Raw genomic sequence first — 25,923 nt, 5'->3', positions numbered from 1 at the left:
TCTGCGGTCCGGTCGTGCCATATGCCGCCTGAGATTCCGGCGTTCGCCGGGATGACGGGATGAGAGGCCGGGGGACCATGGCGATAATGTCTGGGGATGAGGGGGAGTGTTTTGCTTCCCGCTCCTATTCGCCGGCGGCGTTGTCCGCTAGCTCCGGCTCATCCTGATAGAGCAGCATGACCGAGCCGTCCTGTCCGGCGACCACCCGGATGGGCAGGCTGAGTTGCAGGGCGGAGAGGAATTCCTTGCTGTCGGTGATACGGAAGCGGCCGCCGATGCGGAGCGATGAGACCCGGGTGTCCCCGATCAGGATCGGCGCCGCACGGTAGCGGTTGAACTCGCTCGCGGCCTGTTCGATGGTCTCTCCGTCCAGTTCCACCATCTGTTCGCGCCAGGCGGTCCGCTGGCCGATGAGGCGCGAGTCGAGGTGGGTGAGCGACACGCTGCGCGGCTGGATGACGGCGCCGCTGCCGGCGCTGATCTGCTGGGCCAGATCGTTGCCGGAATGCACCGTGACGGTGCCCTGCGTGACGGTCAGTTCGACCAATGAAGGGCGCAACCGCACGTTGAAGGCGGTGCCGACGGCGCGGATGACGGCGGAGCGGGCCTCGACGTCGAAGGGGCGGGAACGGTCGTGGGCAACGTCGAAAGAGGCTTCGCCCTTCAGGATGCGGACCTTGCGGCCATGATCGGTGAAGCGGACCTCGGCGGCGCTGTCGCTGTTGAGATGCAGGGTGGAGCCGTCGTCCAGCGCGATGTCGCTGATCTGGCCGATCCGCGTTTCATAATGGTCGACGCCGCTGAAGGTGCGGACCGTGACGATGGCAGCGACGATGAACAGCATCACCGCGACGGCGGCGGCGATCATGATGTTGCGCGACAGGCGGCGCTGCTGTTCCTCGCTGACGATGGCTTCCAGCGGGGGCAGGTTGACTTCGGCGGCCGCGCTCTTGAGCCGTTCGGCCGCTTCCCAAGCGGCTTCGGCCCGCGCGAACGCTACGGCATGACGGGGATCGGCTTCGACCCAGCGACAGATTTCCGCTTCGACCTCGGGACGAGGATCGCCATTAAGCCTTGCCAGCAGGCGCGCGGCTTCCGCCTCGATCTTGTCCCTGCTTTCGTAGCCCGAATCTGGTCCCGACGCCTGCACGTTCGAAATCCGTTTCCTCACGTTCCGCCCAGGCCCGCATAACTATTGCGATCGCTTTGGCCAGATGTTTTTCAACTGTAGAAACGGACAGGGACATTTCCTCCGCTATTTCCAGCATCGATTTTTCATGGATACGGCGGAGAATGAAGACCCGGCGGCATTGTGTCGGAAGCGAATCGACGATCGTCTCGACCTGGCGCAGAGCCTCGCGGGCGTGAAGCTGAGCCTCCACATTATTTTCGCCCTGCAGTAGTTCCAGGTCGGCAATGGTTTCGAAACTCACCACCTTGTTACGGCGTGCGGTGTCGATCACCAGATTGCGGGCTATGGTGAAGAGATAAGCCCGACCGGTCGTCACATTTTCCCAATTTTCAGTGGCATAGGCGCGGGCGAGTACCTCCGCGACCATGTCTTCCAGTTCCTGATTGGCAGGCAGGATCCTCCGGAGGCGCCCTCTGAGAGCAGCTTCCTGTGGTAGGATCACTGTCTTGAACCATTCCAGCTTAGCGCGAACCCTGTGCACGATGACCCCCTTGCTGTCAGCCGCGCCTCTCCCGAATTCATCTGTTTGTCATAGTTCAATCATGGATGCAGGGGCCTGTCCAGCGATTGCGCAGGCATTATTTCCCGTTTCTGTGGAAAACCCACGCTCTGTGACCAAAATGTCGATCAGACGGGAGGGAGTTCGGGCGGCGCGCTGTCCGGCTGGTCGAAATCGGGACCATTGGGCACGATTTCCGGCGGCTCGCCGGCGGGGGTTTCGTCGGGCGTGAGGGGCGCAGGGGTTTCCGGCGGCGATTGAGGGTCGATCCTGTCGGGGGGCGGCACGCCGTCGGGCGCCGGGTCGGGATGGGTGGCCATGGCTGTCTCTCCTTGATATGAGCGGTTACGCCCGGCCGGGGGGATGGGTTCCGTTCGGACTTATCCACCGGTTATCCACAGGCTGGACCTCTGGGCCTTGCTTCATGGGTCGCTTTTCTCTATGCCGCGCCGACCGGCGACCGATGCGGGCGTGGCGAAATTGGTAGACGCGCCAGATTTAGGTTCTGGTATCGCAAGATGTGGGGGTTCGAGTCCCTTCGCCCGCACCAGTGCGCCAGACTCTATAGGATGCGCAGGCGCCAACGAAATTCAGCTTTAGAAAGCGTTTGAGAGAAGAGATGCAGACTGTCGAGACGTTGAACGAGGGCCTGAAGCGCGCCTACACCGTGACCATCACGTCGAAGGACATCGACGCCCGCGTGGAAAAGGAAGTGGCCGCCATCGCGCCGCAGGTCCGCATGCCCGGCTTCCGCCCCGGCAAGGTGCCCGCCAACCTCGTCAAGAAGATGCATGGCGAATCGCTGCAGCGCGATGCGCTCAACAGCTCGATCCAGGACAGCATCCAGAAGCTGATCGCTGACCAGAAGCTGCGTCCGGCGATGCAGCCTTCGGTCGAGCTGGACGAGGCCTTCGAATTCGGCAAGGACGCCGAGGTGAAGGTCGAGCTGGAAGTGCTGCCCGAGATCGCGGCGCCGAGCATCGAAGGGCTGAAGCTGGAGCGTCTGACCGTCGAGGTGGCTGATGCGCAGGTGGATGAAGCCGCCGGCCGCATCGCGACCCAGCAGGGCGCGCTGGAAGAGCATGCCGCCAGCCACAAGGCGAAGGACGGCGATACGCTGACCATCGATTTCGTCGGCAAGATCGACGGCGAGGCCTTTGAGGGCGGTTCGGCCGAGGACGTGAAGCTCAAGATCGGCTCGGGTCAGTTCATCCCGGGCTTCGAGGAGCAGCTTGCCGGCGTCAAGAAGGGTGACGAGAAGACCATCACCGTGACCTTCCCGGAAGATTATGGCGCGGCGCACCTCGCCGGCAAGGAAGCGACCTTCGACATCACCGTCAAGGCGATCCTGAATGCCGACAAGCCCAAGCTGGACGATGATTTCGCCAAGTCGCTGGGCCTGGAGGGCCTGGACAAGCTCAAGGAACTGCTGAAGGGCCAGATCGAGCAGGAACATAATGGCCTGACCCGCACCCATATGAAGCGCAAGCTGCTCGACCAGCTCGCCGCTGCCCACGATTTCGACGTGCCGCCGAGCATGGTCGAGGCCGAGTTCAACCAGATCTGGGCGCAGCTCCAGCACGAAGCCAGCCATGAGGAAGACCCCGAAGCGGCCCTCAAGGAGATGGAAGCGGAGAAGGAAGACTATCGCGCCATCGCCGTGCGCCGCGTCCGCCTGGGCCTGCTGCTTTCGGAAATCGGCCAGGCCAATGGCGTTGTCGTCAGCGATCAGGAAATGAACCGCCTGATCATGCAGGCAGCCCAGCAGTACAGCCCGCAGGACCGCGAGCGCTTCGTGCAATATGTGCGTCAGGACCCGATGGCGGCCGCGCAGCTCCGTGCGCCGCTCTATGAGGACAAGGTGGTGGACTTCCTGTTCGAGAAGGCGGAGATCACCGACCGGGCCGTCAGCCGGGAAGAGCTGGAAGCCGCGATCGAGGCTGAGGATGGCGATCTGAAGCCGCACGTCCACGGTCCGGGCTGTGGTCATGACCATGACCATGACCATGATCATGACGAAAAGCCCAAGGCGAAGAAGGCTGCGCCGAAGAAGAAGGCTGCCGAGGCCGAGGAAGCGGCTCCGGCCGAGGCTGCCGCCGAAGAGGCCCCGGCCAAGAAGGCTCCGGCCAAGAAGGCCGCCGCCAAGAAGGATGAGGCCGTGGCTGAGGAAGCCGCTGCCGAGGAGAAGCCCAAGGCCAAGAAAGCTCCGGCCAAGAAGGCTGCCGCCAAGGCTGAATAAGGCCTTTTCGGTCTGACAGGACAAGCGCCCGGCTTCGCAAGGAAGCCCGGGCGCTTTTCATTTCGGGCGCGGCATGGCAGACGAAATGTTAATGAGGTCCGTTCATGTCGAGAGGGGGCAGGATCGGGGGGAGTCGAACTCCTGCCAAGGCAGGATCCAGTCCCGCCATTTGAACTGGGTCCTGTCTTCGCAGGAACATGCCGTGTTTCCGAGGTGATGCGGCGGCGCTAAAAAGGTTTCGGGTCGATGAAGGAATTTCCGGCAGTGGAAAGCGGGGAGGGCGTTGCCACGCCGAAGATCGCCGTCATCCTGCCCTGCTATAATGAGGCCGGCGCGATCGTTCGGACGGTGGAGGATTTCCGCCGGGCGTTCCCCTCCGCTGAAATTTACGTGTTCGACAACAACAGCACGGACGGCAGCCGCGAACTGGCAGCCGGGGCTGGGGCTATCGTCCGCCGCGTGGCGCAGCAGGGCAAGGGCCATGTGGTGCGCCGCATGTTCGCGGACGTGGATGCCGACATCTACATCATGGCGGATGGCGATGCGACCTACGAGGCTGCGGCCGCTCCAAAGATGGTGGCGGCAATGCTGGAAGACAATCTCGACATGGTCGTGGGCGCAAGGCGGAGCGAGATTGAGGAGGCCTATCGGCGCGGGCACCGCTTCGGCAATTGGGCGCTGACCAGCCTGCTCAAGCGGCTGTTCGGACGCAGCTTCACGGACATACTTTCCGGATACCGTGTCTTCTCCCGACGGTTCGTCAAGAGCTTTCCCGTCCTTTCCGCCGGGTTCGAGATCGAGACGGAGATCAGCGTCCACGCGCTGGAACTCGCCATGCCCGTGTCGGAGGTGGTCACCGCCTATGGCGCGCGGCCGGAAGGATCGGTCAGCAAGCTCAGCACCTATCGCGACGGCTGGCGCATCCTGCGGACGATCATCACCCTTTATCGCATCGAACGGCCGATCCTGTTCTTCGGCATCATCGCCGCCCTGCTGGCATTGACGGGACTGGTCCTGGCGGCGCCGCTGATCCTCACCTATATGAAAACGGGGCTTGTGCCGCGCTTTCCCACCGCCATATTGGTGACGGGCCTCATGATCCTCGCCACGCTTTCGGGCATGTGCGGCCTTATATTGGACACCGTGGTGCGCGGGCGGCGGGAGGTTCGCCGGCTTGCCTATCTCGCCTTCAAGGCGCCATCCGACTTCGCCCGGCGCGACTGATTGCGCCCCGTTCGGCCGGGCAAACAGACCGCGTTTCACGCGACCCCTTGAACAGTCCGCTTTTTGTGCCGATGTAGAGAACGGGCAAAAGCAACACACCCTGAAAGAGCAAAATGACCGATATCATGTCCGATCCCATGGCCGCTCTGGTCCCTATCGTCATCGAACAGTCGAACCGGGGCGAGCGCAGCTTCGACATCTATTCGCGCCTGCTGCGGGAGCGGATCATCTTCGTCACCGGCCAAGTCGAGGATCATATGGCCTCGCTGATCGTCGCCCAGTTGTTGTTCCTTGAGTCGGAAAATCCGAAGAAGGACATCTGGATGTACATCAACTCGCCCGGCGGGGTGGTGACGTCCGGTATGGCGATCCACGATACGATGAAATATATCCGCCCGCAGGTGGGCACCGTCTGCATCGGCCAGGCGGCCTCCATGGGCAGCTTCCTGCTCGCGGCGGGCGAACCGGGCAAGCGCATCGCGCTCAGCAACGCGCGCATCATGGTGCACCAGCCATCGGGCGGCGCGCAGGGCATGGCGTCGGACATCGAAATCCAGGCCAAGGAAATCCTGCGCATCCGCAGCCGCCTCAACAACCTCTACGTCCAATATACCGGGCGTTCGCTGGAGGAAGTGGAGCGCGCCATGGACCGCGATACCTTCCTTGAGGCGGAGGAAGCCAAGGCCTTCGGCCTGGTGGACGAAGTGTTCGACCGCCGGCCGGCCATGGCGGAAACCCCCGAGGGCTAAAACCTATGTTTACCGCACGCGCCCTTTTCTCCCCTTGTGAAACGGGCGCGTCGCGGTCTAGGATGATCCTAGGACCAGAATATCCCTCGGCATGGGGCGGCTGTTCGCCTCAAAAGAGGGAAGAGAGATTGGCGAATGACTAAGCTTACGGGCTCCGATTCTAAAAGCACGCTTTACTGCTCCTTCTGCGGCAAGTCGCAGCATGAGGTGCGTAAGCTGATCGCGGGGCCGACCGTGTTCATCTGCGACGAGTGCGTGGAACTGTGCAACGACATCATCCGGGAGGAGACCAAGGGCGGTCTCGTCGGCAAGAAGGATGGCGGCGTGCCGACCCCGCAGGAAATCTGCGATGTGCTGGACGATTATGTGATCGGCCAGAACCGGGCGAAGCGCGTCCTGTCGGTTGCCGTCCACAACCATTACAAGCGCCTCAACCACGGCACCAAGCCGGGCGAGGTGGAACTGGCCAAGTCCAACATCCTGCTGGTCGGTCCGACCGGCTGCGGCAAGACGCTGCTGGCGCAGACGCTGGCCAAGACGTTCGACGTGCCCTTCACCATGGCCGACGCGACCACGCTGACCGAGGCGGGCTATGTGGGCGAGGATGTGGAGAACATCATCCTCAAGCTGCTCCAGGCGTCGGACTATAATGTCGAGAAGGCGCAGCGCGGCATCGTCTACATCGACGAGATCGACAAGATCAGCCGCAAGGCCGAAAATCCGTCGATCACGCGCGACGTTTCGGGTGAGGGCGTGCAGCAGGCGCTGCTGAAGCTGATGGAAGGTACGACGGCTTCGGTTCCGCCGCAGGGCGGGCGCAAGCATCCGCAGCAGGAGTTCCTCCAGGTCGATACGACCAACATCCTTTTCATCTGCGGTGGCGCGTTCGCGGGCCTGGAAAAGATCATCGGCGACCGTTTGGAGGCCAAGTCGATCGGCTTCGGTGCTCATGTCGCCGCGCCCGAGGAGCGGAAGACCGGCGAACTGCTGCGCCAGAGCGAGCCGGAGGATCTGCTGAAATTCGGGCTCATCCCTGAGTTCGTCGGTCGTCTGCCGGTGATAGCGACGCTGGAAGATCTGGACGTGGCTGCGCTGGTCAAGATTCTGGTTGAGCCGAAGAACGCACTGGTGAAGCAATATGCCAAGCTGTTCGACATGGAGAATGTCGAACTCAGCTTCACCGACGATGCTCTGACCGCCATTGCCAAGAAGGCCATCGAGCGGAAGACGGGCGCGCGCGGGCTTCGCTCGATCCTGGAGGCCATCCTGCTCGATACCATGTTCGACCTGCCTTCGATGGAGGGCGTGGGAGAAGTGGTGGTCGACAAGGATGTGGTCGCCGGCAGCAAAGAGCCGATTCGCGTGTTCAGCGAAAAGGACAAGCGGGCCGAAGACGCCGCCTGAATCGATCCCACTTTTTGAAAGCTATAAGGGGCCGGTGCATTTCGTCGGCCCCTTTTTGCTGTCCATGATGCGCGTGCACAAAAATTTTTGCTGCGTTGCAAAATTGCACCAGTGTCAAGCGGTAGTAGGGACCGTCCATAAATAGCGTAAAATCAATTATTTAACGGGATGTTCCCTCCCTAATTTGAATGCCTTTGACCATATCCCGGCTGCTGTCATTCTAAAACTGTTATATTGTCGTAAAACTGTAATCGGAGCATCACAGGGCCGTCGTCACGCATCGTTAGGCGGTGGCGGACTCAACAAAGTGAGTGACTTAAGGGTTTGCCAGTCGGGGTGGCTGGTGGCTCCAAAGGGGAATGTAGATGAGGGATCTCAAGATTTTTCTCGCCGCATCTGCGGCGGCCGTCGGTGTTGCAGGCGCACTTGTTGCTCCCGCGCATGCGCAGGAAACGACGTCGACCATTCGCGGTAATGTGACAAGCAATGGCCAGCCGGTTGCTGGTGCGCAGGTTAAGGTAACGCATGTGCCCACTGGCACTGTATCGAATGCCGTTACCGATTCCTCCGGTGGCTTTACTGCTGCCGGTCTGCGCGTTGGCGGTCCTTATACGGTAGAAGTCATTGCATCCGGCTATACAACCTCGACCGTCACCGACATTCAGACAGCAGTAGGACAGACCTTTGCTTTGCCCGTCGAACTGGCGCAGGAAGGCGAGGCGATTGTGGTGACCGCTTCACTTGTACGGGGTGCTGGCAACATCTCGGCCGGTCCCGCAAATGTCATGACAGCTGAGGAAATCAGCAAGATTGCTTCGGTCAATCGCGACATTCGCGACATTGCTGCGCGCGATCCGTTCGCGACTTTGGATACCAGCCAGACGACAGGCCGCCAAGTGTCCTTCGCCGGACAGAATCCACGTTTCAACCGGTTCACTGTCGATGGGGTGCCGATCACGGATAGCTTCGGCCTCAATCCCGATGCCTTGCCGTCGCGTCGCGGCCCGGTTCCACTCGACTCCATTGGTCAATTCGAAACCAAGGTTGCGCCTTACGATATTCGTGAAGGCTTCTTTCAGGGCGGCGTATCCAACGCGATCCTGAAATCGGGTACCAACGAATTTCATGGCACCGCTTTCTACACCTTCAGCTCAGACGAATTGACGGGTAAGAAGACCAAATCCTATATCCTCAACCCGACCGGCCGGATCGTCCAGCCCAACTTCACCAGCAAGGATTTCGGCGCGGAGATTTCCGGCCCGATCATCAAGGATAAGCTGTTTTTCATGATAGCGGCGGAACGCGTGCGCGCCGCCCGTCCGGTCGCCTTTGGTACGCAGGAGGATAATGCCGGCACGCCCGTCATCGGTGCGCGCGACGCCGATCTGGAACGGATCACCCAGATCGCTCAGGACAGATATGGCTATGATCCAGGCGGTATCCTGCGTTCTGACGGGGACAAGGACGATCGTGTCGTTGCAAAGATCGACGCCAATCTTTCAGATACGCAACGTGTTTCGCTGACCGGCCTCTACACCAAAGACGAACTGAATGTCAGTACGACGACAGGAACGCGCGACCTGGGGCTTGAATCCAACGCCTACCGGAAGCCGAACAAGATGAAGGCCGGCATCGTCAACTGGAACGCCGACTGGACCGATCGTTTTTCAACCGAGGCGCGCGCGCTTTACAAGACCTATGACAGCGGGCAGTTCCCTCTGATGGGTCGCAGCGCGCAGATGTCGATCTGCGCTGCGCCTGTGTCGGACCGAAATGCCGGCGGAGCAGTCACGACCAATGTAAGCACCGTGTGCCCCACCGGCACGCCGCAGTTCGTTCTGGGCGCTGGGGGGCCGAGCCAGTCCAACGTCCTTAAAATCCGCACCTGGGGTGGTTCGGTCTCGGCCAAGCTGAAGGCGGGCGATCATAATTTCCGCATGTTGGCGGAATGGAACCACACAAAGTCATTCAACATGTTCGTGAATCCCTCAGCCGGAACTTATTATTTCGACAGCATTCAGGATTTCGCCAACGGCACAGCGCAATCGTTCAGCTACAACAATGCCGGATCGCTCGATCCTGCAGACGCTGCCGCGAGTTTCTCCTATGATGCCTACACTTTCGGCCTGCAGGATGATTGGCGGATCAACAGCCAACTGACAGTTGGGATAGGCGTGCGTTACGACCTGTTCGGCATGGACAGCAAGCCCGCGGTGAATCCCAACTTTTCGCGCCGTTACGGCTTCACCAATGCCAGCAACATCGGAGGCATCGGGTTAGTGCAGCCGCGTTTCGGCTTCACCTATAAGCCGACGCCTCGCCTGACGATTCGCGGTGGCGGTGGTATCTTCGGTGGCGGTGCACCGGACGTCTATATCGGCAACAGCTTCTCCAACACCGGCGTGATCAATACATCGATTTCGGCGCGCCAGACCGATGGCGGAGTTTATCAGTTGAACGGCGCGACCAATCCGTCTGCGGCATCTATCCTGACCAACCCTTCCTTTACCACCGTTCCGGCGGCGGCGGATGTCGCGGTCCAAGCGGCGGCGGCGGGCCTATCGTCCAATCCCAATGCGACCACATCCCTCAATGCGATTGATCCGAATTTCAAGGCGCCGAACCAATATCGCGGGACTTTGTCGGTGGATTACGAGGCCAATTTTGGCGCACTGGGGGATGGCTGGCGTTTTGGCGCAGACCTGCTTTATTCCAAGGTGCGCAGCCAGGTGATGGTCGTCGATTTGCGATCGGTGCCGATCCCTGGGTCGTTCACGCCGGATGGCCGTCAGCGTTATCGGAACCTCATCCTTGCTGCCAATGGCCAGCCGCTAAATGACACGGGCCAGGATTTGCTTTTGACCAATACCAAATATGGTCGCGGCTGGATCGGCGTGCTGCGTGCTGAAAAGAGTTGGGATTGGGGCCTGACGCTTAGCGGTGCCTACACCTACCAGGACGTGCGTGACGCGGGAGCGCTTACATCCTCGCAGGCAGGTTCGATCTATGGCAACGGCGCCAATTATGATGCGAATTTCGGCGGCCGAGGTCATTCGAACGATGAAGTTCGTTGGGCCTTCCGCTACAATGCTTCGTTCGAGCGGGCGTTCTTCGGTGACTACAAGACGCGGATAGACATCTTTGGTACGACCCGCGCCGGTTCGCCCTACAGCTACACCATGCAGGATCTGTCAGGTCAGCGTTCGGGCGTGTTCGGCACGGCCGGTAGCGCGTTGCGGTATCTACTATATGTGCCGACGGAGAACGATCCAAAGGTCGTTTATGATAGCGACGCGACGCGTGACCGCATCAATGCGATCATCGAAGGCTCCGGTCTGAAGAACTATCGCGGGCAGATAGCGCCGCGCAACGCCTTCCGGTCCAAGGCCTTCACGCGCATCGACTTGCATGTAGAGCAGGAGGTGCCGCTGCCGTTGGGCACCCGCTTCTCTCTGTTCGCGGACGTCGAGAATTTCACCAATCTGCTGAATCACAAATGGGGCCAGCAGTTGCGGTCGAGCTTCCCGTTCCGTAAGGTCGTAACCAAGGTCAGTTGCGTGGCTGCGGGTGCCAATGCCTGCGCGCAGTATAGATATGAGCAGCCTTCATCCGATACGGTACTGGCGGACGAACTGGTGACCACTAACGGATCGTCGCTTTATGCAATCCGTATCGGCGCCCGCATCAGCTTCTGATCAACGGGATGATGAGAAAGGAAAGGGCGCGGAGAAATTCGCGCCCTTTTCATTTCAGGCAGCTATCCAGCCCGTCGCGCTGGACAATACCGATGCGGGCGGTGATGCTGTTGCCATAGCGGCGGGTGAAGCCATGGGGGTCGATGGCTTCGCGCTTCTTGGGAAGAGGCAGGACTGCGGCGATGCGGGCGGCCTCTGCACGGGTCAGTCGCTGGGCGCCGTGGTGGAAATAGCGGATCGCGCCAGCCTGCGCGCCATAAGTGCCGATGCCGGTTTCCGCGACATTCAGATACACCTCCATGATCCGGCGCTTGCCCCAGATCGCTTCGATCAGGAGCGTGAACCAGGCCTCCAGCCCCTTGCGGACGAAACCGCCGCCCTGGAAGAGGAAAACATTCTTTGCGGTCTGCTGGCTGATGGTCGATCCGCCGCGGATGCGGCCGCCGCTCGCATTGTGCCGCATGGCCTGAGCGATGGCGACGGCGTCGAAGCCATGATGGCTGCAAAAGCGGCTATCCTCCGCAGCGATGGCGGCGCGCGCCATGTCCGGGTCCATCTTGTCCAGGCTCATCCAATCCTTGGTGATGCCGTTGGGGTCCAGCAACATCGTCCATGTCACGGGCGGCGGCACGAAGCGATAAATCACCACCATCAACAGGGAGAGGGCAACGAAACCACCGATGATCTTGAGGATGATCCCGATCCAGCGGGAGCGGCGGCGAGGGGAAGCGGACTTGGCGTTCATACTGCCGTGGTAGCGCGGATGCCGGGCGGTTCAAGATGGGAGAAGGCCACTCTTCGTGCCGACGAAAGCCGGGCTCATGACGCCAGGTGCATTTTACTGCCTGAGATCCCGCTTTTGCGCGGATCACGAATGATTATTGAGTGGGTGAGCAAAAAAAAGCCCCGGATTTCACTCCAGGGCTCCTTTGCGCTTTGCCATCCGGTCAGACAGCGGCGAGGCGGGAGATTTTGCCCAGCTTGTCGCCTGCAATCCGCATCATCGCCTTTTGCAGCTTCTCGAAAGCGCGGACCTCGATCTGGCGGACGCGCTCGCGGCTGACGCCATAGACCTGCGAGAGTTCCTCGAGCGTCTTGGGCTCCTCCGCCAGGCGCCGTTCGGCCAGGATATGCTTCTCCCGATCGTTGAGGTCGTCCATCGCCTCCACCAGCATGTCGTGGCGCAGTTCGCTCTCCTGCTGGTCGGCGACGCGTTCGTCCTGGAGCGGATCGGTGTCAGCCAGCCAATCCTGCCATTGGCCCTCGCCATCCTCGCGCATCGGCACGTTGAGCGACGTGTCGCCGCCCATCGCCATGCGGCGGTTCATGGAGATGACATCCTCCTCCGTAACGCCCAGATCGGTCGCGATCTTCCTGACGTCGTCGGGGTGCAGGTCTCCATCTTCGAACGCTTCGATATTGTTCTTCATCCGGCGCAGGTTGAAGAACAGCTTCTTCTGCGCAGCGGTGGTGCCCATCTTCACGAGGCTCCAGGACCGCAGGATGAATTCCTGGATCGATGCGCGAATCCACCACATGGCATAGGTCGCCAGACGGAAGCCGCGATCCGGTTCGAACTTCTTCACGCCCTGCATCAAGCCGATATTGCCTTCGCTGATCAGCTCGCTGACCGGCAGGCCATAACCGCGATAGCCCATGGCGATCTTCGCCACGAGGCGCAGATGCGATGTCACGAGCTGGGCAGCGGCCTCGGAATCCGCATGCTCGGCATAGCGCTTCGCGAGCATATATTCCTGCTCGGGCGTCAGAATCGGAAATTTGCGGATTTCCGACAGATAGCGGTTGAGGCTGGCTTCACCGCCCAGCGCCGGAACCGCGGGGACATTGCTTTTATCAGCCATGTCGTCACCTTTCCCTTTCATGCGCGGCGGGACCCAGAAGAGGCGTCCAAGGCGCCGTCGCAAACTTGTCCAAAACTATACGTGAAGCTCGCTTAACAGTTCCTGCATATCGACAGGGAGTTTGCTGTCGAAGCTGAGCGCCTCACCCGTTAACGGATGTATGAACCCCAGCCTTTTCGCGTGCAATGCCTGCCTTTCGAAACCCAGCGTTTCCAGTATCGATTTGAAACCTTTTCTCTCTCTACCGTAAACCGGGTCGCCGATCAAGGGGTGTCCCAGATGCGCCATATGGACGCGGACCTGATGGGTTCGTCCGGTTTCCAGCCTGCATTCAACCATGGCCGCGCCGCGCAGCCTTTCCATCGTCCGGTAATGCGTCACGGCATGTTTGCCGCGCCCTTCCCGATGAACCGCCATCTTCTTTCGATCGGCGTCGGACCGGCCGATCCATGTGTCGATGGTGCCCGTCGCCGGCTGCGGCACGCCATAGACGATCGCGGCGTAGAGCCGATCGATCGAATGTGCCTTGAACTGCTGCGCGAGCCCTTCATGCGCGCGGTCGGATTTGGCAACGACCAACAGCCCCGAAGTATCCTTGTCGATGCGATGGACGATGCCTGGCCGCGCCACCCCGCCGATGCCGGAAAGCTGGCCCTGGCAATGATGGAGCAGCGCGTTGACAAGCGTGCCGTCCAGATTGCCCGCCGCCGGGTGGACGACCAGGCCCGCCGGCTTGTCGATGACGATCAGGTCTGCGTCTTCATGCACCACGACCAGCGGGATGTCCTGCGCGACGGCCTCGGCCTCGACGGGTGGCGGAAGGGCGATGGCGAAAGCCTGTCCCGCGGCGACCTTCATGGAAGGATTGGGAGATCGCGCACCCCCCTTGCCCGGGTCTTCCGTCACTTGGCCCTCGACGATCAGCGCCTTCAGCCGCTCGCGCGAAAGATCGGGAACCAGCTCGGCAAGCGCCTTGTCTAGCCGCATGCCCGCCTGCGCCTCACCGATTGTCGCTTCAATGATGGAAACCCCCGAACCCATTGGGTAGGAATGTAGGAATGAGGGTTGGGATTTCAAGAGGGCTGCTGGAACAAATCATGTCCGAAGCGGCGGCGAACAAGCATGAGGTCTGCGGGCTGCTGCTTGGGAAGGCTGGCCGGATCGAGGCGGTTCGGCCCGCCGCCAATGTCGCCGCCGATCCGGCGCGGCATTTCGAACTGGACCCGGTCGAACTGATCGCCGCCCATCGCGCGGCGCGGGCGGGCGGGGCGGCGATCGTCGGCCATTATCATTCGCATCCGGGCGGTCAGGCCGTGCCATCCCAAACCGACGCGGCCTGCGCGACGCCCGACGGCAGCCTCTGGCTGATCGTCGGCGGCGGCGCGGCCCGCCTGTGGCTTGCCACGGCGGGGAGAGACGGACAGGTGCAATTTGTCGAGGCTTTGCTCGACATCATGTGAGTGAGGGTTGCATCACGATGCAGGGCAGCGCATTAGCCGTTCATTCCTTCCTGTTCATTTCTCCGGCGGCGGCGAACCTTCATGACCAATCCGATCGACAGCATCGATTTTGCCAGCCTGCTTTGCTCGCGCCTTTGTCATGACCTTTTGAGCCCGGTCGGCGCGCTCAACAACGGGCTCGAGCTGATGGCGGACGAAACGGACCCGGAAATGCGGCAGCGTTGTCTGGACCTGCTGGCGGACAGCGCGAAGACCTCTGCGAACAAGCTGAAATTCTTCCGCCTGGCCTTCGGTTCGGCGGGCGGCTTTGGCGATGCCGTGCCGACGCATGAGGCGCGGGTCGCGATCGAGGGTATGTTCGCGGCTTCGGGCCGGGTGAAGATCGGCTGGCTGGTCGAGGACGACATGCTGGAAAAGCTGCCGGTGAAGGTGTTGCTGAACCTGGCGCTGATTGCGGGCGATGCGCTCGTGCGGGGCGGCCAGCTCGACATCGGGGCGGAAAAGCGGCCGGGCGTGACGGAGATCGTCGTGCGGGCGGAAGGGCCGAAACTGGTGCTTGATCCCGACCTGCGCGCCGCGCTGGCGGGGACTTTGCCGCCGGAGGGGCTGGCTTCGCGCACGTCGGCGGCGTGGATGGTGCGCACCCTGGTGACGAGCGTCGGCGGGGAGATTGCGCTGTCGCCTGCTGGCGAGCCGATCCTGCTGTTCGGGGCGTCCATTCCCGACGCGCGCTAAGCGCTTTCCTGCATTTCCCTCGCCAGAAGGCCGATCAGCTCGGCGGCGGGCAGGGCGCGAGCCAGCGGTGCACCCTGGCCGGCCCATTGCGCGCCGAAGCCGCCTTCGCCCTTGGCCTTTGCCGCGGCGTTCAGCGCTTTGCCCGCATCATAGGCGATGGGGTAGGCGGGCGGCTGCAATGCTGCCTCGGCGCCCCAGGCGGTGAAGCGATTGGCAAGGCAGCGGGCCGGACGACCTGAAATGGCGCGGGTCATCGCGGTGTGATGGGCAGCGGGGCTCGTGAGGGCGGCGCGATAGGCTGCGTCGGCGCTGCTTTCCGTGCAGGCGATGAAGGCTGTGCCCAGTTGTGCCGCGACCGCGCCGAGGGCGAGCGCGGCACGAATGCCTTGCCCGTCCATGATGCCGCCCGCTGCGATCACGGGCAGGTCGCATTGGGCTGCAAGCAGGCGGGTGAGGGCGAAGGTGCCGAGCTGGTCGTCAGGCGCTTCGGGATCGAAGGCGCCTCGATGGCCTCCTGCCTCATATCCCTGTGCGACCATGGCGTCGATGCCCGCTTCCCGCGCAGCCCGCGCTTCGACCGGACTGGTGACGGTTGCGAGGAGAAGGCATCCGGCTCGCTTGAGCGCCGCGATGCTGGTTGGATCGGGCAATCCGAAATGGAAGCTGACGACCGGCGGCGCAAGTTCGACCAAGGTGGCGAGCATTGCGTCGTCCTCTACGAAGCTGCGGTAGATTTCGCGCAGGCCGGTCGGAGGCTGGGCATCATAGGCCTGGAACAGTGGCGTCAGTGCAGCGAGCCAGGCCCCTTCCCTGACGGGGTCGCTGCGCGCGGGCCGATGGGTGAAAAGGTTGACGTTGAAGGGACGGCTGGTCTGGGCGCGGACGGCTTCTATCATGGCGCGGGCACCCGCCGCGTCGGTGGCGCCCACGGCAATGGAGCCAAGCGCTCCTGCATTGGAGACGGCTGCCGCCATGGCGGGCGTCGAGACACCGGCCATCGGCGCCTGGATGATGGGATGGGACAGGCCCAGCGATTCGATGATCGACATGGGATCGATTGTCGGAGTTTTGCGGCGGGCGGGCAATGGGCGGATCTGGGCTGAAGCTGAATTCGCCAATTGTCGCCATCAAGTGCGCCATGCTTCTGCCAGGGCAGCCGAATGAGGCAAGTGGCTCATGAGGGCTCTGTCCGGCGCTTGAACATCGTTTGATCTGTGCGTCGGCCTTCGGAGGAGCATGGCCCGGTTGGGTCGGATAATCGCGTTCTGCTTCCGTCCATTCCCACATCCCAAATGAAAAGGGCCCGGTCGCCTGTGCGACCGAGCCCCTTTTTCAACAGTCCCGAATGGATCAGGCGCTGTAGTACATGTCGAATTCCACCGGCGAGGGCGCCATTTCCCAGCGGTACACTTCGGGCCACTTCAGTTCGAGATAGGCCTCGATCTGGTCCTTGGTGAACACGTCGCCCTTCAGCAGGAAGTCGTAGTCGGCGGCCAGCGAGTTCAGCGCTTCACGCAGCGAACCGCAAACGGTCGGCACCTGGCTCAGTTCTTCCGGCGGCAGGTCGTACAGGTTCTTGTCCATCGCCGCGCCGGGATGAATCTTGTTCTCGATGCCGTCAAGGCCGGCCATCAGCAGCGCCGAATAGCACAGATAGGGGTTGGCCATCGCGTCGGGGAAGCGGAATTCGACGCGCTTCGCCTTGGCGCCCGCGCCGTAGGGAATACGGCAGGAGGCCGAGCGGTTGCGGGCCGAATAGGCCAGCAGAACCGGGGCTTCGAAGCCCGGCACCAGGCGCTTGTAGCTGTTGGTGGTCGGGTTGGTGAAGGCATTCAGGGCCTTGGCGTGCTTGATGACGCCGCCGATGAAGTAGAGGCAGGTTTCCGAAAGACCGGCATAGCCTTCGCCCGCGAAGAGCGGCTTGCCGCCTTCCCAGATCGACATGTGGGTGTGCATGCCGGAACCGTTGTCCTGCGCGATCGGCTTCGGCATGAAGGTCGCCGTCTTGCCATAGGCCTGGGCGACCATCTGCACGACATATTTGTAAATCTGCATGCGGTCGGCGGTCTGGACTAGCGTACCGAAGGTCAGGCCGAGTTCGTGCTGGGCAGCGGCCACTTCATGGTGGTGCTTGTCGCAGGGCAGGCCCATTTCCAGCATGGTCGACACCATCTCGGCGCGGATGTCGGTGCAGGGATCGACCGGCGCGACGGGGAAATAGCCGCCCTTGGCGCGCGGACGGTGGGCAAGGTTGCCGCCTTCATATTCCTTGCCGGTGTTCGTCGGCAGCTCGACATCGTCGATCTTGAAGAAGGATTCATTATAGTCCGAGTTGAAGCGGACATCGTCGAACATGAAGAATTCGGCTTCCGGGCCGACATAGACGGTGTCGCCGAAACCGGCCGACTTGACGAAGGCTTCGGCGCGCTTCGCGGTCGAACGCGGGTCGCGGCTGTAGAGTTCGCCGGTGTCGGGTTCCACGATGTCGCAGAAGATGATGAGCATCGGCGTGGCGCTGAACGGATCGACATAGACGGCGTCCAGGTCGGGCTTCAGGATCATGTCCGATTCGTTGATCGCCTTCCAGCCTTCGATCGACGAACCGTCGAACATCAGGCCCTGGGTCAGTTCATCCTCGCCCAGCACCGAAGACACCATGGTCAGGTGCTGCCACTTGCCCTTGGGATCGGTGAAACGGACATCGACCCATTCGATCTCCTTTTCCTCGATCATCTTCAGGATGTCTTTAGGCGTGTTAGCCATGTGAACCTTGCCCTTCTTTCATGATACCCCCCCGAAGGGGTAAGTTGATGTGGTCAGCCGCCAGACCGCTGAAGCCGGCGAGAAGTTTGGTGAAAATCAGATGGCGTCGCTGTCGCGCTCGCCGGTGCGGATGCGCACCGCACCCTCGACATTGGAAATGAAGATCTTGCCGTCGCCAATGCGGCCGGTCTGCGCCGCGGCAGAGATCGCCTCCACCACCCGTTCGGCGAGCGAATCGTCCACCACGACCTCCAGCTTCACCTTGGGCAGGAAATCCACCACATATTCGGCGCCGCGATAAAGTTCCGTATGGCCCTTCTGGCGACCGAAACCCTTGGCCTCGGTGACGGTGATGCCCGACACGCCCACTTCGTGCAGCGCTTCCTTCACTTCGTCGAGCTTGAACGGTTTGATGATCGCTTCGATCTTCTTCATCTCTAGATATCCCAACTCAAACGCGCGCCAAATGGCGGGTATGATCCCGCCCTTCGTCCTGATCGAGCGACGACTGTCATGCCCCCCGAAGGCAAGAGCCGCCTCTCTTCCTAATCAATTACCGTGCCAAATAGCGAATCGCTGGAAACTGCTTTCTGCGATGCAGCAACTTTTGTCCATATTGCCCGGATTCCGGGCAATATCATGATGTACTGCCCATTTTTTAGGCATGGCTGATATGATCAACGCTGATAGGGCGGCGCGTCGAGACCCGCAGGGCTCCTGGTGAATATCTCGCAACCGGTTTCAGTGATGCCGATGCTGTGTTCGAACTGCGCGGACAGGGTACGGTCGCGCGTGACCGCCGTCCAGCCATCCTCCAGCATCTTCACGCCCGGCTTGCCGATATTGATCATCGGTTCGATGGTGAAGAACATGCCGGGCTTGAGTTCCGGGCCGGTGCCAGGGCGGCCGACATGGACCACCTCCGGGCTGTCATGGAACACGCGGCCCAGGCCGTGGCCGCAAAAATCGCGCACGACGCCATAGCGGTGTTTTTCCGCATGACGCTGGATGGCATGGCCGATGTCGCCCAGCATATTGCCGGGCTTAGCCTGCTCAATACCCAGCATCAGGCATTCATAGGTGACTTCGACCAGGCGCCGCGCCTTGATCGGGGCTTCGCCGCAAATATACATACGGCTGCTGTCGCCGTGCCAACCATCGACCAGCGGCGTCACATCGATATTCAATATGTCGCCTTCCTTCAGCTTCTGATCGCCGGGAATGCCGTGGCAGATGACATTGTTGAGCGAGATGCAACAGCTATGGGTGTAGCCGCGATAGCCCAAAGTCGCGGGCACGCCGCCGCCGTCCAGCGTCATGCGGCGGACGATGTCGTCCAGCTCTCCGGTCGTGACGCCCGGCACGACGTGGGGCACCAGCGCGTCCAGTATCTCCGCGGCCAGCCGCCCGGCCTTGCGCATGCCTTCGAAACCGGCCGCGTCATAGAGCTTGATCGCGGTCGAGCGGGAAATCGGCGCGTCCGCCGTCATCGTCATATATTCGGTCATGGACGTGATTATAGGCGGGGATGCCGCATAATGCGAGAGGGCGGCTAGGCAGGGCGCGCGGCAGAAGCTATGGCCAGCCTATGGCCGACCCGACCCGCATATGGACCGCAGCGCTGATCGTGATCGGCGACGAGATTCTCTCGGGCAGGACCCAGGACAAGAATGTGTCGCAGATTGCGACATGGCTGAATGTGCAGGGCATCCGCCTGCGCGAAGTGCGGGTGGTCGCCGATGACAGCGACGCGATCGTGGAAGCGGTGAATGCGCTTCGCGCACGCAACGATTATCTGTTCACGACCGGCGGCATCGGGCCGACCCACGACGATATTACCGTGGACGCCATCGCCGCGGCGCTGGGCGTCGACGTTGAAATCCACCCCGAGGCGCAGGCGATGCTGTCGGCCTATTATGAAACGCGCGGAGGCTTGACCGAGGCGCGTCTGCGCATGGCCCGCGCACCTGCCGGATCAAGCCTGATCGAAAATCGCATGTCGGGCGCTCCGGGCATTCGGCATGGCAATATCTTCATCATGGCCGGCGTGCCGCATATCACCGCCGGGATGCTGGATAGCCTGACGGGGAAGCTGGAGGGGGGGCTGCCGGTGCTGTCCGCCACCATCGGTTGCTGGGTGGCGGAAAGCGAGATCGCGGACCTTCTCGGCGCGACGGAACGGGCGCATGAGGGTTGCCAGATCGGCAGCTATCCCTTCTTCCGCGAGGGGAGGACGGGCGCTAATTTCGTGATCCGCTCAGTCGACGCGGAAGGGCTGGATCGGTGCGTGGCGGACTTGAGCGCCGGGTTGGAGCAGGGCGGCTGGCCGGTGGTGGCCGGCGGAATTTGAGCCCCGTCCCATAGGTGCTTCGGATGGGGAGCGGACATTGACGCTCCCCCTTGGGCGGCCATGCGCCTTTGTCAGGCTCGCTCGAATATCGCGGCCAGACCCTGGCCGCCGCCGATGCACATCGTCTCCAGTCCATAGCGTCCATCGCGTCGCTGCAATTCGCGCAGCAGATTGGCGAGAATCCGTCCCCCCGTAGCCCCGATGGGATGGCCCAGCGAAATGCCCGAGCCATTGACGTTCAGCTTGTCCCGGTCGTCCCAGTTCCAGCCCTTGAGGCAGGCGAGCACCTGCGGCGCAAAGGCTTCGTTGAGTTCGACCAGATCGATGTCTTTCCACCCGAGGCCGGTGCGTGCGAACAGCCGTTCGACCGCCGGAACCGGCCCGATGCCCATGCGCGAGGGGTCGCAGCCCGCCGCCGACCAGCTATGCAGGTAGCCCATGGGCTCCAGGCCAAGTTCGCTGAGCTTGTCCTCCGCCACCACGAGGCAGGCCGCCGCCGCGTCATTCTGCTGGCTGGCATTGCCGGCGGTGACGACACCGTCCTTCTCGATGGGCTTCAGCAGGGCCAGCGATTCCGGCGTGGCGTCGGCGCGGATGCCCTCATCCTTCACGAACATCAGGGGCTCGCCCTTGCGCTGCGGCACTGGGACGGGAACCAGTTCGTCGTCGAACTTGCCCGCTTCCCATGCGGCGGCGGCGCGCTGGTGGCTCATCGCGGCATATTCGTCGCAGGCTTCCCGCGAGATGTCATAATCCCTGGCGAGATTGTTCGCCGTCTCGATCATGCCGCTGATGATGCCATAGCGTTCGATCGGCTGGGACATCACCCGGCCCCGCGTCAGGCGGTCGTGGAACTGGGTCGAGCCGGACCGGGCGCCCCAGCGATGATCGATCGAATAATATTCGACGTTCGACATGCTTTCCACGCCGCCTGCGATCACCATGTCCGCGGCGCCGGTCTGGATTCGCATGGCGGCGTCGATCACCGCCTGAAGTCCGGAGCCGCAGCGCCGGTCGAGCTGCACGCCGGGAACGGATTCGGGCAGCCCCGCCGCCAGCGCCGACCAGCGGCCGATGCACGGCGCCTCGCCATTGCCATAGCCCTGGCTGAACACCACGTCGTCGATCCGCTCGGGGTCGATCCTGGTGCGATCCACCAGCGCCTTGATGATGATGGCGCCCAGATCGCCCGCCGTCATCGACTTGAGCGACCCGCCATATTTGCCGACGGCGGTGCGGATGGGGGCGACTATGGCGGCTCTGCGCATGGGGATAAGTCCTTCGGATGAAAAATCAGCGGGCGGATTCGGCCTGGCGGATCATTTGCCTGGCGATGATTGTCTGCTGGATCTGGCTGGTGCCCTCATAGATGCGCAGCAGACGGACATCGCGATAGAAGCGCTCCACCTTATATTCGGCCATATAGCCGGCGCCGCCATAGATTTGCACGGCGCGGTCCGCGATCCGGCCCACAGCTTCAGATGCATGATATTTGAGCGCGGCGCATTCCAGGCTGACGGGTTCGCCCGCATCGAACTTCGCCGCGACCGACTGCATCAGCGCTTCGGTGGTCAGCATGTCGACCTTCATGTCGGCCAGCATGCCCTGGACAAGCTGGAAGTCGGCGATGCGCTGGCCGAACTGCTTGCGCTCCAGCGCGTAGGAGAGCGCCATGTCGATCAGCCGCTGGCACATGCCGAGCGAGACGGCCGCGATGTGGATGCGTCCGCGATCCAGCACCTTCATCGCGGTCTTGAAGCCGCGCCCGGGCACGCCGCCGATGATGGCGCTCGCTGGCACGACCACATCGTCCAGGATGACGTCCGTGGTGATCGACCCCTTCTGCCCCATCTTCTTGTCGGGCTTGCCGAAGCTGATGCCGGGCGTGCTGGCGGGCAGGATGAAGGCGGAGATGCCCGCCGCGCCCTTCACATCGGGCTCCGTGCGCGCCATCAGCGTGAAGACGCTCGCGCGGGGGGCATTGGTGATGTAGCGCTTGGTGCCGCTGATGCGGTAATTGTCGCCGTCCCGGATCGCTACGGTACGCAGCGAACCCGCGTCGGAACCCGCCTCCGGCTCTGTCAGGCCGAAGCTGGCGATGGCTTCGCCGGTCGCGAATTTGGGCAGCCATTCGCGCTTCTGCTCCTCGGTGCCGTCCATGACGATGCCCTGGCTGCCGATGCCGACCGTGGTGCCGATGACCGAGCGGAACACGACCGAGGCGCGGGTGATCTCCCGGATGATCGCCGCTTCCTCCGCCATGGTACAGCCAAGGCCGCCAAATTCCTCCGGCACGGAAAGGCCGAACAGGCCCATGTCGCGCATCTGCTGGATGATGCTTTCGGGTACGGCGTCGGCCTCCTCGACCGCATCTTCGGCGGGGATCAGCTTTTCCGCGACGAAGCGCTGGACGGTGGTGCGGAACAGGTCGAACGTCTCGGCGTCCATCTCGAAAAACTCCTCTCTCAGAACTTCAATAAGCGACGTCCGCCACCATGGCGTCCATGCCGTCACAGCGAATGGCGCGGAAGCGACCGCCCTCATCCTCGCGCAGCAGCACGCTCTGGCCGCAAAAGACCGGGGCGACGGCGCGGAAGGAGAAGCGGCTGGGCTTGCGCCCTCCGTTGCGGGCTTGGCCGAACAGCTTGGCGGCGGTGAAGGGACCGTGGATCACCAGCCCCGGATAACCTTCGTCCGCGCAAGCATAGGGCAGGTCGTAATGGATGCGGTGGCTGTTGAAGGTCACGGCGGAAAAGCGGAACAGATCGACCGTGGACGGCGTCCAGACAGCGTCCTTCTCCTCCGGGGGGAATGGGGCCGGAACGATGGCGGGAGTCGCGCCGCCTGCATCGCGATAGACGATGGTCTGGGTCTCGCGCACGCATTCATCGTCCCCCTGGACGATGCGATGGTCCACGGTCAGCAGGATCAGCTCGCCGCTGCGTCCCGATTTATGCGCGACATCGCGCACGGTGGAGATGCGGGTCGCCTCCCTGTCGAGCAGCAGAGAGGGACCGAATGCCATGTCCGATGCCGCGAACATGCGGCGGGGCAGGCTGACCGGGGGCAGGAAGCCTCCGCGTCTGGGGTGGCCGTCAGGACCGATCCGGTCCGCTGCGGCGACGGGCAGGAAGAAGGCCCAATGGGCGAGGGACGGCTGGATTTCCCCGACGTTCAGCGGTTCGCCTATGGCGGCGGCAAAGCGGGTGAGCGCCTGACTGTCCAGAATTTCAGTGCGGCTCTCTGTCTTGCCGATCCAGCTGCGCCAATGGGCGATGTCGGCTTCGGTCACGGTCATGCCACCAGGCCTTCATCATGCAGCCGTCCGATCGCGCCGCTGTCCAGGCCCAGCACGGTGGCGAGCACTTCGTCGGTATGTTGCCCCAGCTTCGGCGCGGTGGCGACGGGACCGCGGCCTTCGTTGGCCAGCGTGCCGGCCGGACCGGATGTCGGATAGCTGAGGCCGCTCGGATGGGTCAGCGTCTTGAACAGCGGATTGGCGGTGAACAGGCGCGCGTCGGTCGTCACCGCCCGATGCAGCGTCTGATATTCGCCCCAGGTGACGCCGCCCGCGTCGAAGGCGGGTTTCAGCGCTTCGGCCGTGCGGCTTGCGAAGGCAGCCTCGAACAGCGGGAAGAGGCGGGCGCGGTGGGTGAAGCGGGCGCCTTCATCCCTGGCGAAGCTGGTCCCAAGTTCCGTTTCGATGGCGCTGACCGCATCGCTGAGGTCCAGCGTCTTGAGCAGGCCGCTCCACTGGCGCGGCGTGATGGCGACGACGATCAGCCGCTTGCCGTCCGCCGTCACGAAATCGCGTCCGAAGGCGCCGAACAGGTCATTGCCCATGCGGGGGCGGTCTCCGGCGGACAGCACTTCCGCCACCGAACCCAGATGCGACAGGCTGGACGCCGCCAGATCGGACAGGGGAATGCGGATTTCCGCGCCCTCGCCGCTGGTCCTGCGGCGGAGCAGCGCCGATGTCAGCGCGAAGGCGGCATAGGCTCCGCCCAGCAAATCCCACGCCGGCAGCACATGGTTGACGGGCCGTTCGTCATCGGCCGGCCCCGTCATCTGCGGCACGCCGACCGCCGCGTTGATCGTATAGTCGACCGCTGGCGATCCGTCAGCCCAGCCCATCACCCGGACGGTGATGATGTCGGCGCGCCTCGCCGCCAGCGCTTCATGGCTGAGGAAACCCTTCACCGGATAGTTGGTGAGGAACAGCCCGGCATTGTCGCCCGGCGCCGTCGCCAGCGCCACGGCCAGTTCGCGGCCTTCGGGACGGCCAAGGTCGATGGCGATGGATTTCTTGCCCTTGTTCAGCCCCTCCCAATAGAGGCTGTCCCCACTGGGCGCGACCGGCCAGCGGCGGTAGTCCGGACCGCCGCCGATGGCGTCGAAGCGGATCACTTCCGCGCCCATCTGAGCGAGGTGCAGGCCACAGGATGGCCCGGCTATGAAGGCGGCGCCTTCGACGACACGCAGGCCTTTCAGCAAATCATACATGCAGTTTCACCCCAGGAATCCGACAAGGGTCCGACCGATGTTCGCGCCGGTGAACAGACCCCAAAAGGCATCCAGCGCCTTGTCGATCCCTTCATAGACCGTTTCCGCCGAAGCCATTTGCCCCGCGGCGTTCCAGGCCGTCATCCGCTCCACCATCTCGGTCTCAAGGTCCATATGGTCGAGTGCGATGAAGCCTTCCATGCGGATGCGCTTGGTCATGATCATGGTAAGGTTGCGCGGTACGACCGGCGCATCGGTGACGTTATATTGGGAGATCATCCCGCACACCGCGAAACGGGCGAAATTATGGGCCAGCGACAGCGCGGCCTGCAAATGATCGCCGCCGACATTTTCGAAATAAACGTCGATGCCCGTCGCGCCGATCGCCTTGACCTCACGGGCGAGCGCTTTGGTGAGGTTCGGCTCCGCCTTGTAATCGATGGCGGCGTCGACCTTCAGCACATCGCGCAGGAAGGCGGTCTTTTCCGAGCCGCCCGCCGATCCGATTACCTTGCATCCGATGTTGCGGGCGATCTGGCAGGCTATCGAGCCGACCGCACCGGACGCTGCCGAGACGAATACGACCTCGTCAGGCTGCAGCCGTGCGATCCGCATCAGCCCGGCATAAGCCGTCAGGCCCGGCATCCCGGCGAAACAGAGCCAGGCCTGGGTGGGGAGGGCGCTCCTGTCCCGCTGCTGAAGCGCACTGGCAGGGGCGTTGAAGACCTCCCGCCATCCAAGGCGGGAGAAGACGAGATCGCCCGGCGCGAAGGCCGGATCATTGGAAGCGATGACCTCTCCGATCGCCGGCCCCTCCATCGGCGCATCGAGCGCGAAGGGCGGGACATAGCTCTTGGCGTCGCTCATCCGCCCGCGCATGGCGGGATCGACCGCCATCCACAGGTTGCGGACCTGCACTTCGCCCGGACCGGGCGGCGGTGCGTCGACCGTGACCATGGCGAAGTCTTCCGCGACCGGCGTGCCGATCGGGCGGCGCTTCAAGTGGATTTCACGCGATTGCATGCCGGTCGCCTCAATAGCCGTTGAGCCGCGCCCAGCGCTCGCGATGCCAGGCGGTCGAGCCATAGCATTGCGCCGCCACCCGCGCCCGCTTCAGATAAAGTCCCGCATCATGCTCATGGGTCATGCCGATGCCGCCGTGAAGCTGGACCATCTGGGATGAAATACCGTGCAGCGTTTCCCCAACGGTCGCCTTGGCCAGGGAGGCGAGGGCGGGGAGGGCGGGAT

24 protein-coding genes and 1 tRNA gene are annotated in these 25,923 nt (G+C 62.7%); 9 read left to right on the top strand and 16 right to left on the bottom strand.

The window, feature by feature from the left end; genetic code table 11:
- Positions 1-124 precede the first annotated feature (124 nt).
- From K7W03_RS10220 to K7W03_RS10210, 3 genes are all read right to left on the bottom strand, one after another.
- Positions 125-1,150, bottom strand: a complete 1,026-nt coding sequence (locus tag K7W03_RS10220; protein ID WP_048575717.1) for a FecR family protein — start codon at positions 1,148-1,150, stop codon at positions 125-127.
- Positions 1,068-1,673: a sigma-70 family RNA polymerase sigma factor gene (locus K7W03_RS10215; RefSeq protein ID WP_048575718.1), complete on the bottom strand. Its 606-nt coding sequence runs from the start codon at positions 1,671-1,673 to the stop codon at positions 1,068-1,070. The genes K7W03_RS10220 and K7W03_RS10215 overlap by 83 nt, the downstream gene beginning before the upstream one ends.
- 146 nt (positions 1,674-1,819) lie before the next feature.
- A complete protein-coding gene (locus tag K7W03_RS10210; protein WP_044662444.1) occupies positions 1,820-2,011 on the bottom strand; it encodes a hypothetical protein in 192 nt (63 codons plus the stop codon).
- Between the two features lie 145 nt (positions 2,012-2,156).
- Here K7W03_RS10210 and K7W03_RS10205 point away from each other — a divergent pair.
- From K7W03_RS10205 to K7W03_RS10180, 6 genes are all read left to right on the top strand, one after another.
- Positions 2,157-2,241, top strand: a tRNA-Leu gene (locus K7W03_RS10205).
- Between the two features lie 69 nt (positions 2,242-2,310).
- The gene (tig, locus tag K7W03_RS10200; protein ID WP_222886237.1) at positions 2,311-3,930 is read left to right on the top strand and encodes a trigger factor; all 1,620 of its coding nucleotides are present in this window, start codon (positions 2,311-2,313) and stop codon (positions 3,928-3,930) included.
- A gap of 246 nt (positions 3,931-4,176) precedes the next feature.
- Positions 4,177-5,154: a glycosyltransferase family 2 protein gene (locus K7W03_RS10195; protein ID WP_222886236.1), complete on the top strand. Its 978-nt coding sequence runs from the start codon at positions 4,177-4,179 to the stop codon at positions 5,152-5,154.
- Between the two features lie 113 nt (positions 5,155-5,267).
- Entirely contained in the window at positions 5,268-5,903 is a 636-nt protein-coding gene (gene clpP / locus K7W03_RS10190) for an ATP-dependent Clp endopeptidase proteolytic subunit ClpP (protein ID WP_007685070.1), read from the top strand.
- Between the two features lie 135 nt (positions 5,904-6,038).
- Positions 6,039-7,307, top strand: a complete 1,269-nt coding sequence (clpX, locus tag K7W03_RS10185; RefSeq protein ID WP_007685071.1) for an ATP-dependent Clp protease ATP-binding subunit ClpX — start codon at positions 6,039-6,041, stop codon at positions 7,305-7,307.
- 365 nt (positions 7,308-7,672) lie between these two features.
- Positions 7,673-11,002: a TonB-dependent receptor gene (locus tag K7W03_RS10180; RefSeq protein WP_222886235.1), complete on the top strand. Its 3,330-nt coding sequence runs from the start codon at positions 7,673-7,675 to the stop codon at positions 11,000-11,002.
- Positions 11,003-11,051: 49 nt separating this feature from the next.
- Here K7W03_RS10180 and mtgA read toward each other — a convergent pair whose 3' ends face one another.
- The 3 genes from mtgA to K7W03_RS10165 form a co-directional block, all read right to left on the bottom strand.
- Positions 11,052-11,747 carry a monofunctional biosynthetic peptidoglycan transglycosylase gene (gene mtgA / locus K7W03_RS10175; protein ID WP_048575722.1) on the bottom strand — a complete coding sequence of 232 codons (696 nt, stop codon included), beginning with the start codon at positions 11,745-11,747 and terminating at the stop codon, positions 11,052-11,054.
- Positions 11,748-11,949: 202 nt separating this feature from the next.
- Positions 11,950-12,864, bottom strand: a complete 915-nt coding sequence (rpoH, locus tag K7W03_RS10170; protein WP_025548839.1) for an RNA polymerase sigma factor RpoH — start codon at positions 12,862-12,864, stop codon at positions 11,950-11,952.
- A gap of 75 nt (positions 12,865-12,939) precedes the next feature.
- The gene (locus tag K7W03_RS10165; protein WP_222886234.1) at positions 12,940-13,905 is read right to left on the bottom strand and encodes an RluA family pseudouridine synthase; all 966 of its coding nucleotides are present in this window, start codon (positions 13,903-13,905) and stop codon (positions 12,940-12,942) included.
- Between the two features lie 17 nt (positions 13,906-13,922).
- On the opposite strand from K7W03_RS10165, the gene K7W03_RS10160 reads away from it, so the two are divergent.
- Both K7W03_RS10160 and K7W03_RS10155 read left to right on the top strand, forming a co-directional pair.
- Positions 13,923-14,324: a Mov34/MPN/PAD-1 family protein gene (locus K7W03_RS10160; RefSeq protein ID WP_222886233.1), complete on the top strand. Its 402-nt coding sequence runs from the start codon at positions 13,923-13,925 to the stop codon at positions 14,322-14,324.
- An 81-nt stretch (positions 14,325-14,405) separates the two neighbouring features.
- Entirely contained in the window at positions 14,406-15,059 is a 654-nt protein-coding gene (locus K7W03_RS10155) for a histidine phosphotransferase family protein (RefSeq protein ID WP_044662436.1), read from the top strand.
- Here K7W03_RS10155 and K7W03_RS10150 read toward each other — a convergent pair.
- From K7W03_RS10150 to map, 4 genes are all read right to left on the bottom strand, one after another.
- Positions 15,056-16,108 (bottom strand): NAD(P)H-dependent flavin oxidoreductase, encoded by a 1,053-nt coding sequence (locus tag K7W03_RS10150; protein WP_222886232.1) that lies wholly within the window; start codon positions 16,106-16,108, stop codon positions 15,056-15,058. The genes K7W03_RS10155 and K7W03_RS10150 overlap by 4 nt on opposite strands.
- Positions 16,109-16,409: 301 nt before the next feature.
- Entirely contained in the window at positions 16,410-17,822 is a 1,413-nt protein-coding gene (gene glnA / locus K7W03_RS10145; RefSeq protein WP_025548834.1) for a type I glutamate--ammonia ligase, read from the bottom strand.
- A gap of 96 nt (positions 17,823-17,918) precedes the next feature.
- On the bottom strand, positions 17,919-18,257 hold the full coding sequence (locus K7W03_RS10140; protein WP_222886231.1) for a P-II family nitrogen regulator: 339 nt from the start codon (positions 18,255-18,257) through the stop codon (positions 17,919-17,921).
- Positions 18,258-18,499: 242 nt separating this feature from the next.
- A complete protein-coding gene (gene map, locus K7W03_RS10135; RefSeq protein WP_025548831.1) occupies positions 18,500-19,330 on the bottom strand; it encodes a type I methionyl aminopeptidase in 831 nt (276 codons plus the stop codon).
- An 80-nt stretch (positions 19,331-19,410) separates the two neighbouring features.
- On the opposite strand from map, the gene K7W03_RS10130 reads away from it, so the two are divergent.
- The gene (locus K7W03_RS10130) at positions 19,411-20,172 is read left to right on the top strand and encodes a competence/damage-inducible protein A (RefSeq protein WP_025548830.1); all 762 of its coding nucleotides are present in this window, start codon (positions 19,411-19,413) and stop codon (positions 20,170-20,172) included.
- A 71-nt stretch (positions 20,173-20,243) separates the two neighbouring features.
- On the opposite strand, the gene K7W03_RS10125 is transcribed toward K7W03_RS10130, so the two are convergent.
- The 6 genes from K7W03_RS10125 to K7W03_RS10100 form a co-directional block, all read right to left on the bottom strand.
- Positions 20,244-21,440 (bottom strand): acetyl-CoA C-acetyltransferase, encoded by a 1,197-nt coding sequence (locus tag K7W03_RS10125; RefSeq protein WP_222886230.1) that lies wholly within the window; start codon positions 21,438-21,440, stop codon positions 20,244-20,246.
- Between the two features lie 25 nt (positions 21,441-21,465).
- A complete protein-coding gene (locus tag K7W03_RS10120; protein WP_025548828.1) occupies positions 21,466-22,620 on the bottom strand; it encodes an acyl-CoA dehydrogenase family protein in 1,155 nt (384 codons plus the stop codon).
- 25 nt (positions 22,621-22,645) lie between these two features.
- Complete coding sequence (locus tag K7W03_RS10115) at positions 22,646-23,470, bottom strand: MaoC family dehydratase N-terminal domain-containing protein (protein WP_222886229.1); 825 nt, start codon at positions 23,468-23,470, stop codon at positions 22,646-22,648.
- Positions 23,467-24,675 (bottom strand): CoA transferase, encoded by a 1,209-nt coding sequence (locus K7W03_RS10110; RefSeq protein WP_222886228.1) that lies wholly within the window; start codon positions 24,673-24,675, stop codon positions 23,467-23,469. The genes K7W03_RS10115 and K7W03_RS10110 overlap by 4 nt, the downstream gene beginning before the upstream one ends.
- A gap of 6 nt (positions 24,676-24,681) precedes the next feature.
- On the bottom strand, positions 24,682-25,698 hold the full coding sequence (locus K7W03_RS10105) for an NADP-dependent oxidoreductase (RefSeq protein ID WP_222886227.1): 1,017 nt from the start codon (positions 25,696-25,698) through the stop codon (positions 24,682-24,684).
- Between the two features lie 10 nt (positions 25,699-25,708).
- Positions 25,709-25,923: acyl-CoA dehydrogenase family protein (locus K7W03_RS10100; RefSeq protein ID WP_264319055.1), on the bottom strand; the 215-nt coding region annotated here is incomplete at its 5' end.

The organism is Sphingobium sp. PNB (assembly GCF_019873065.1).
GTDB lineage: Bacteria > Pseudomonadota > Alphaproteobacteria > Sphingomonadales > Sphingomonadaceae > Sphingobium > Sphingobium fuliginis.
This window is presented reverse-complemented; position numbering and strand designations above follow the sequence as displayed.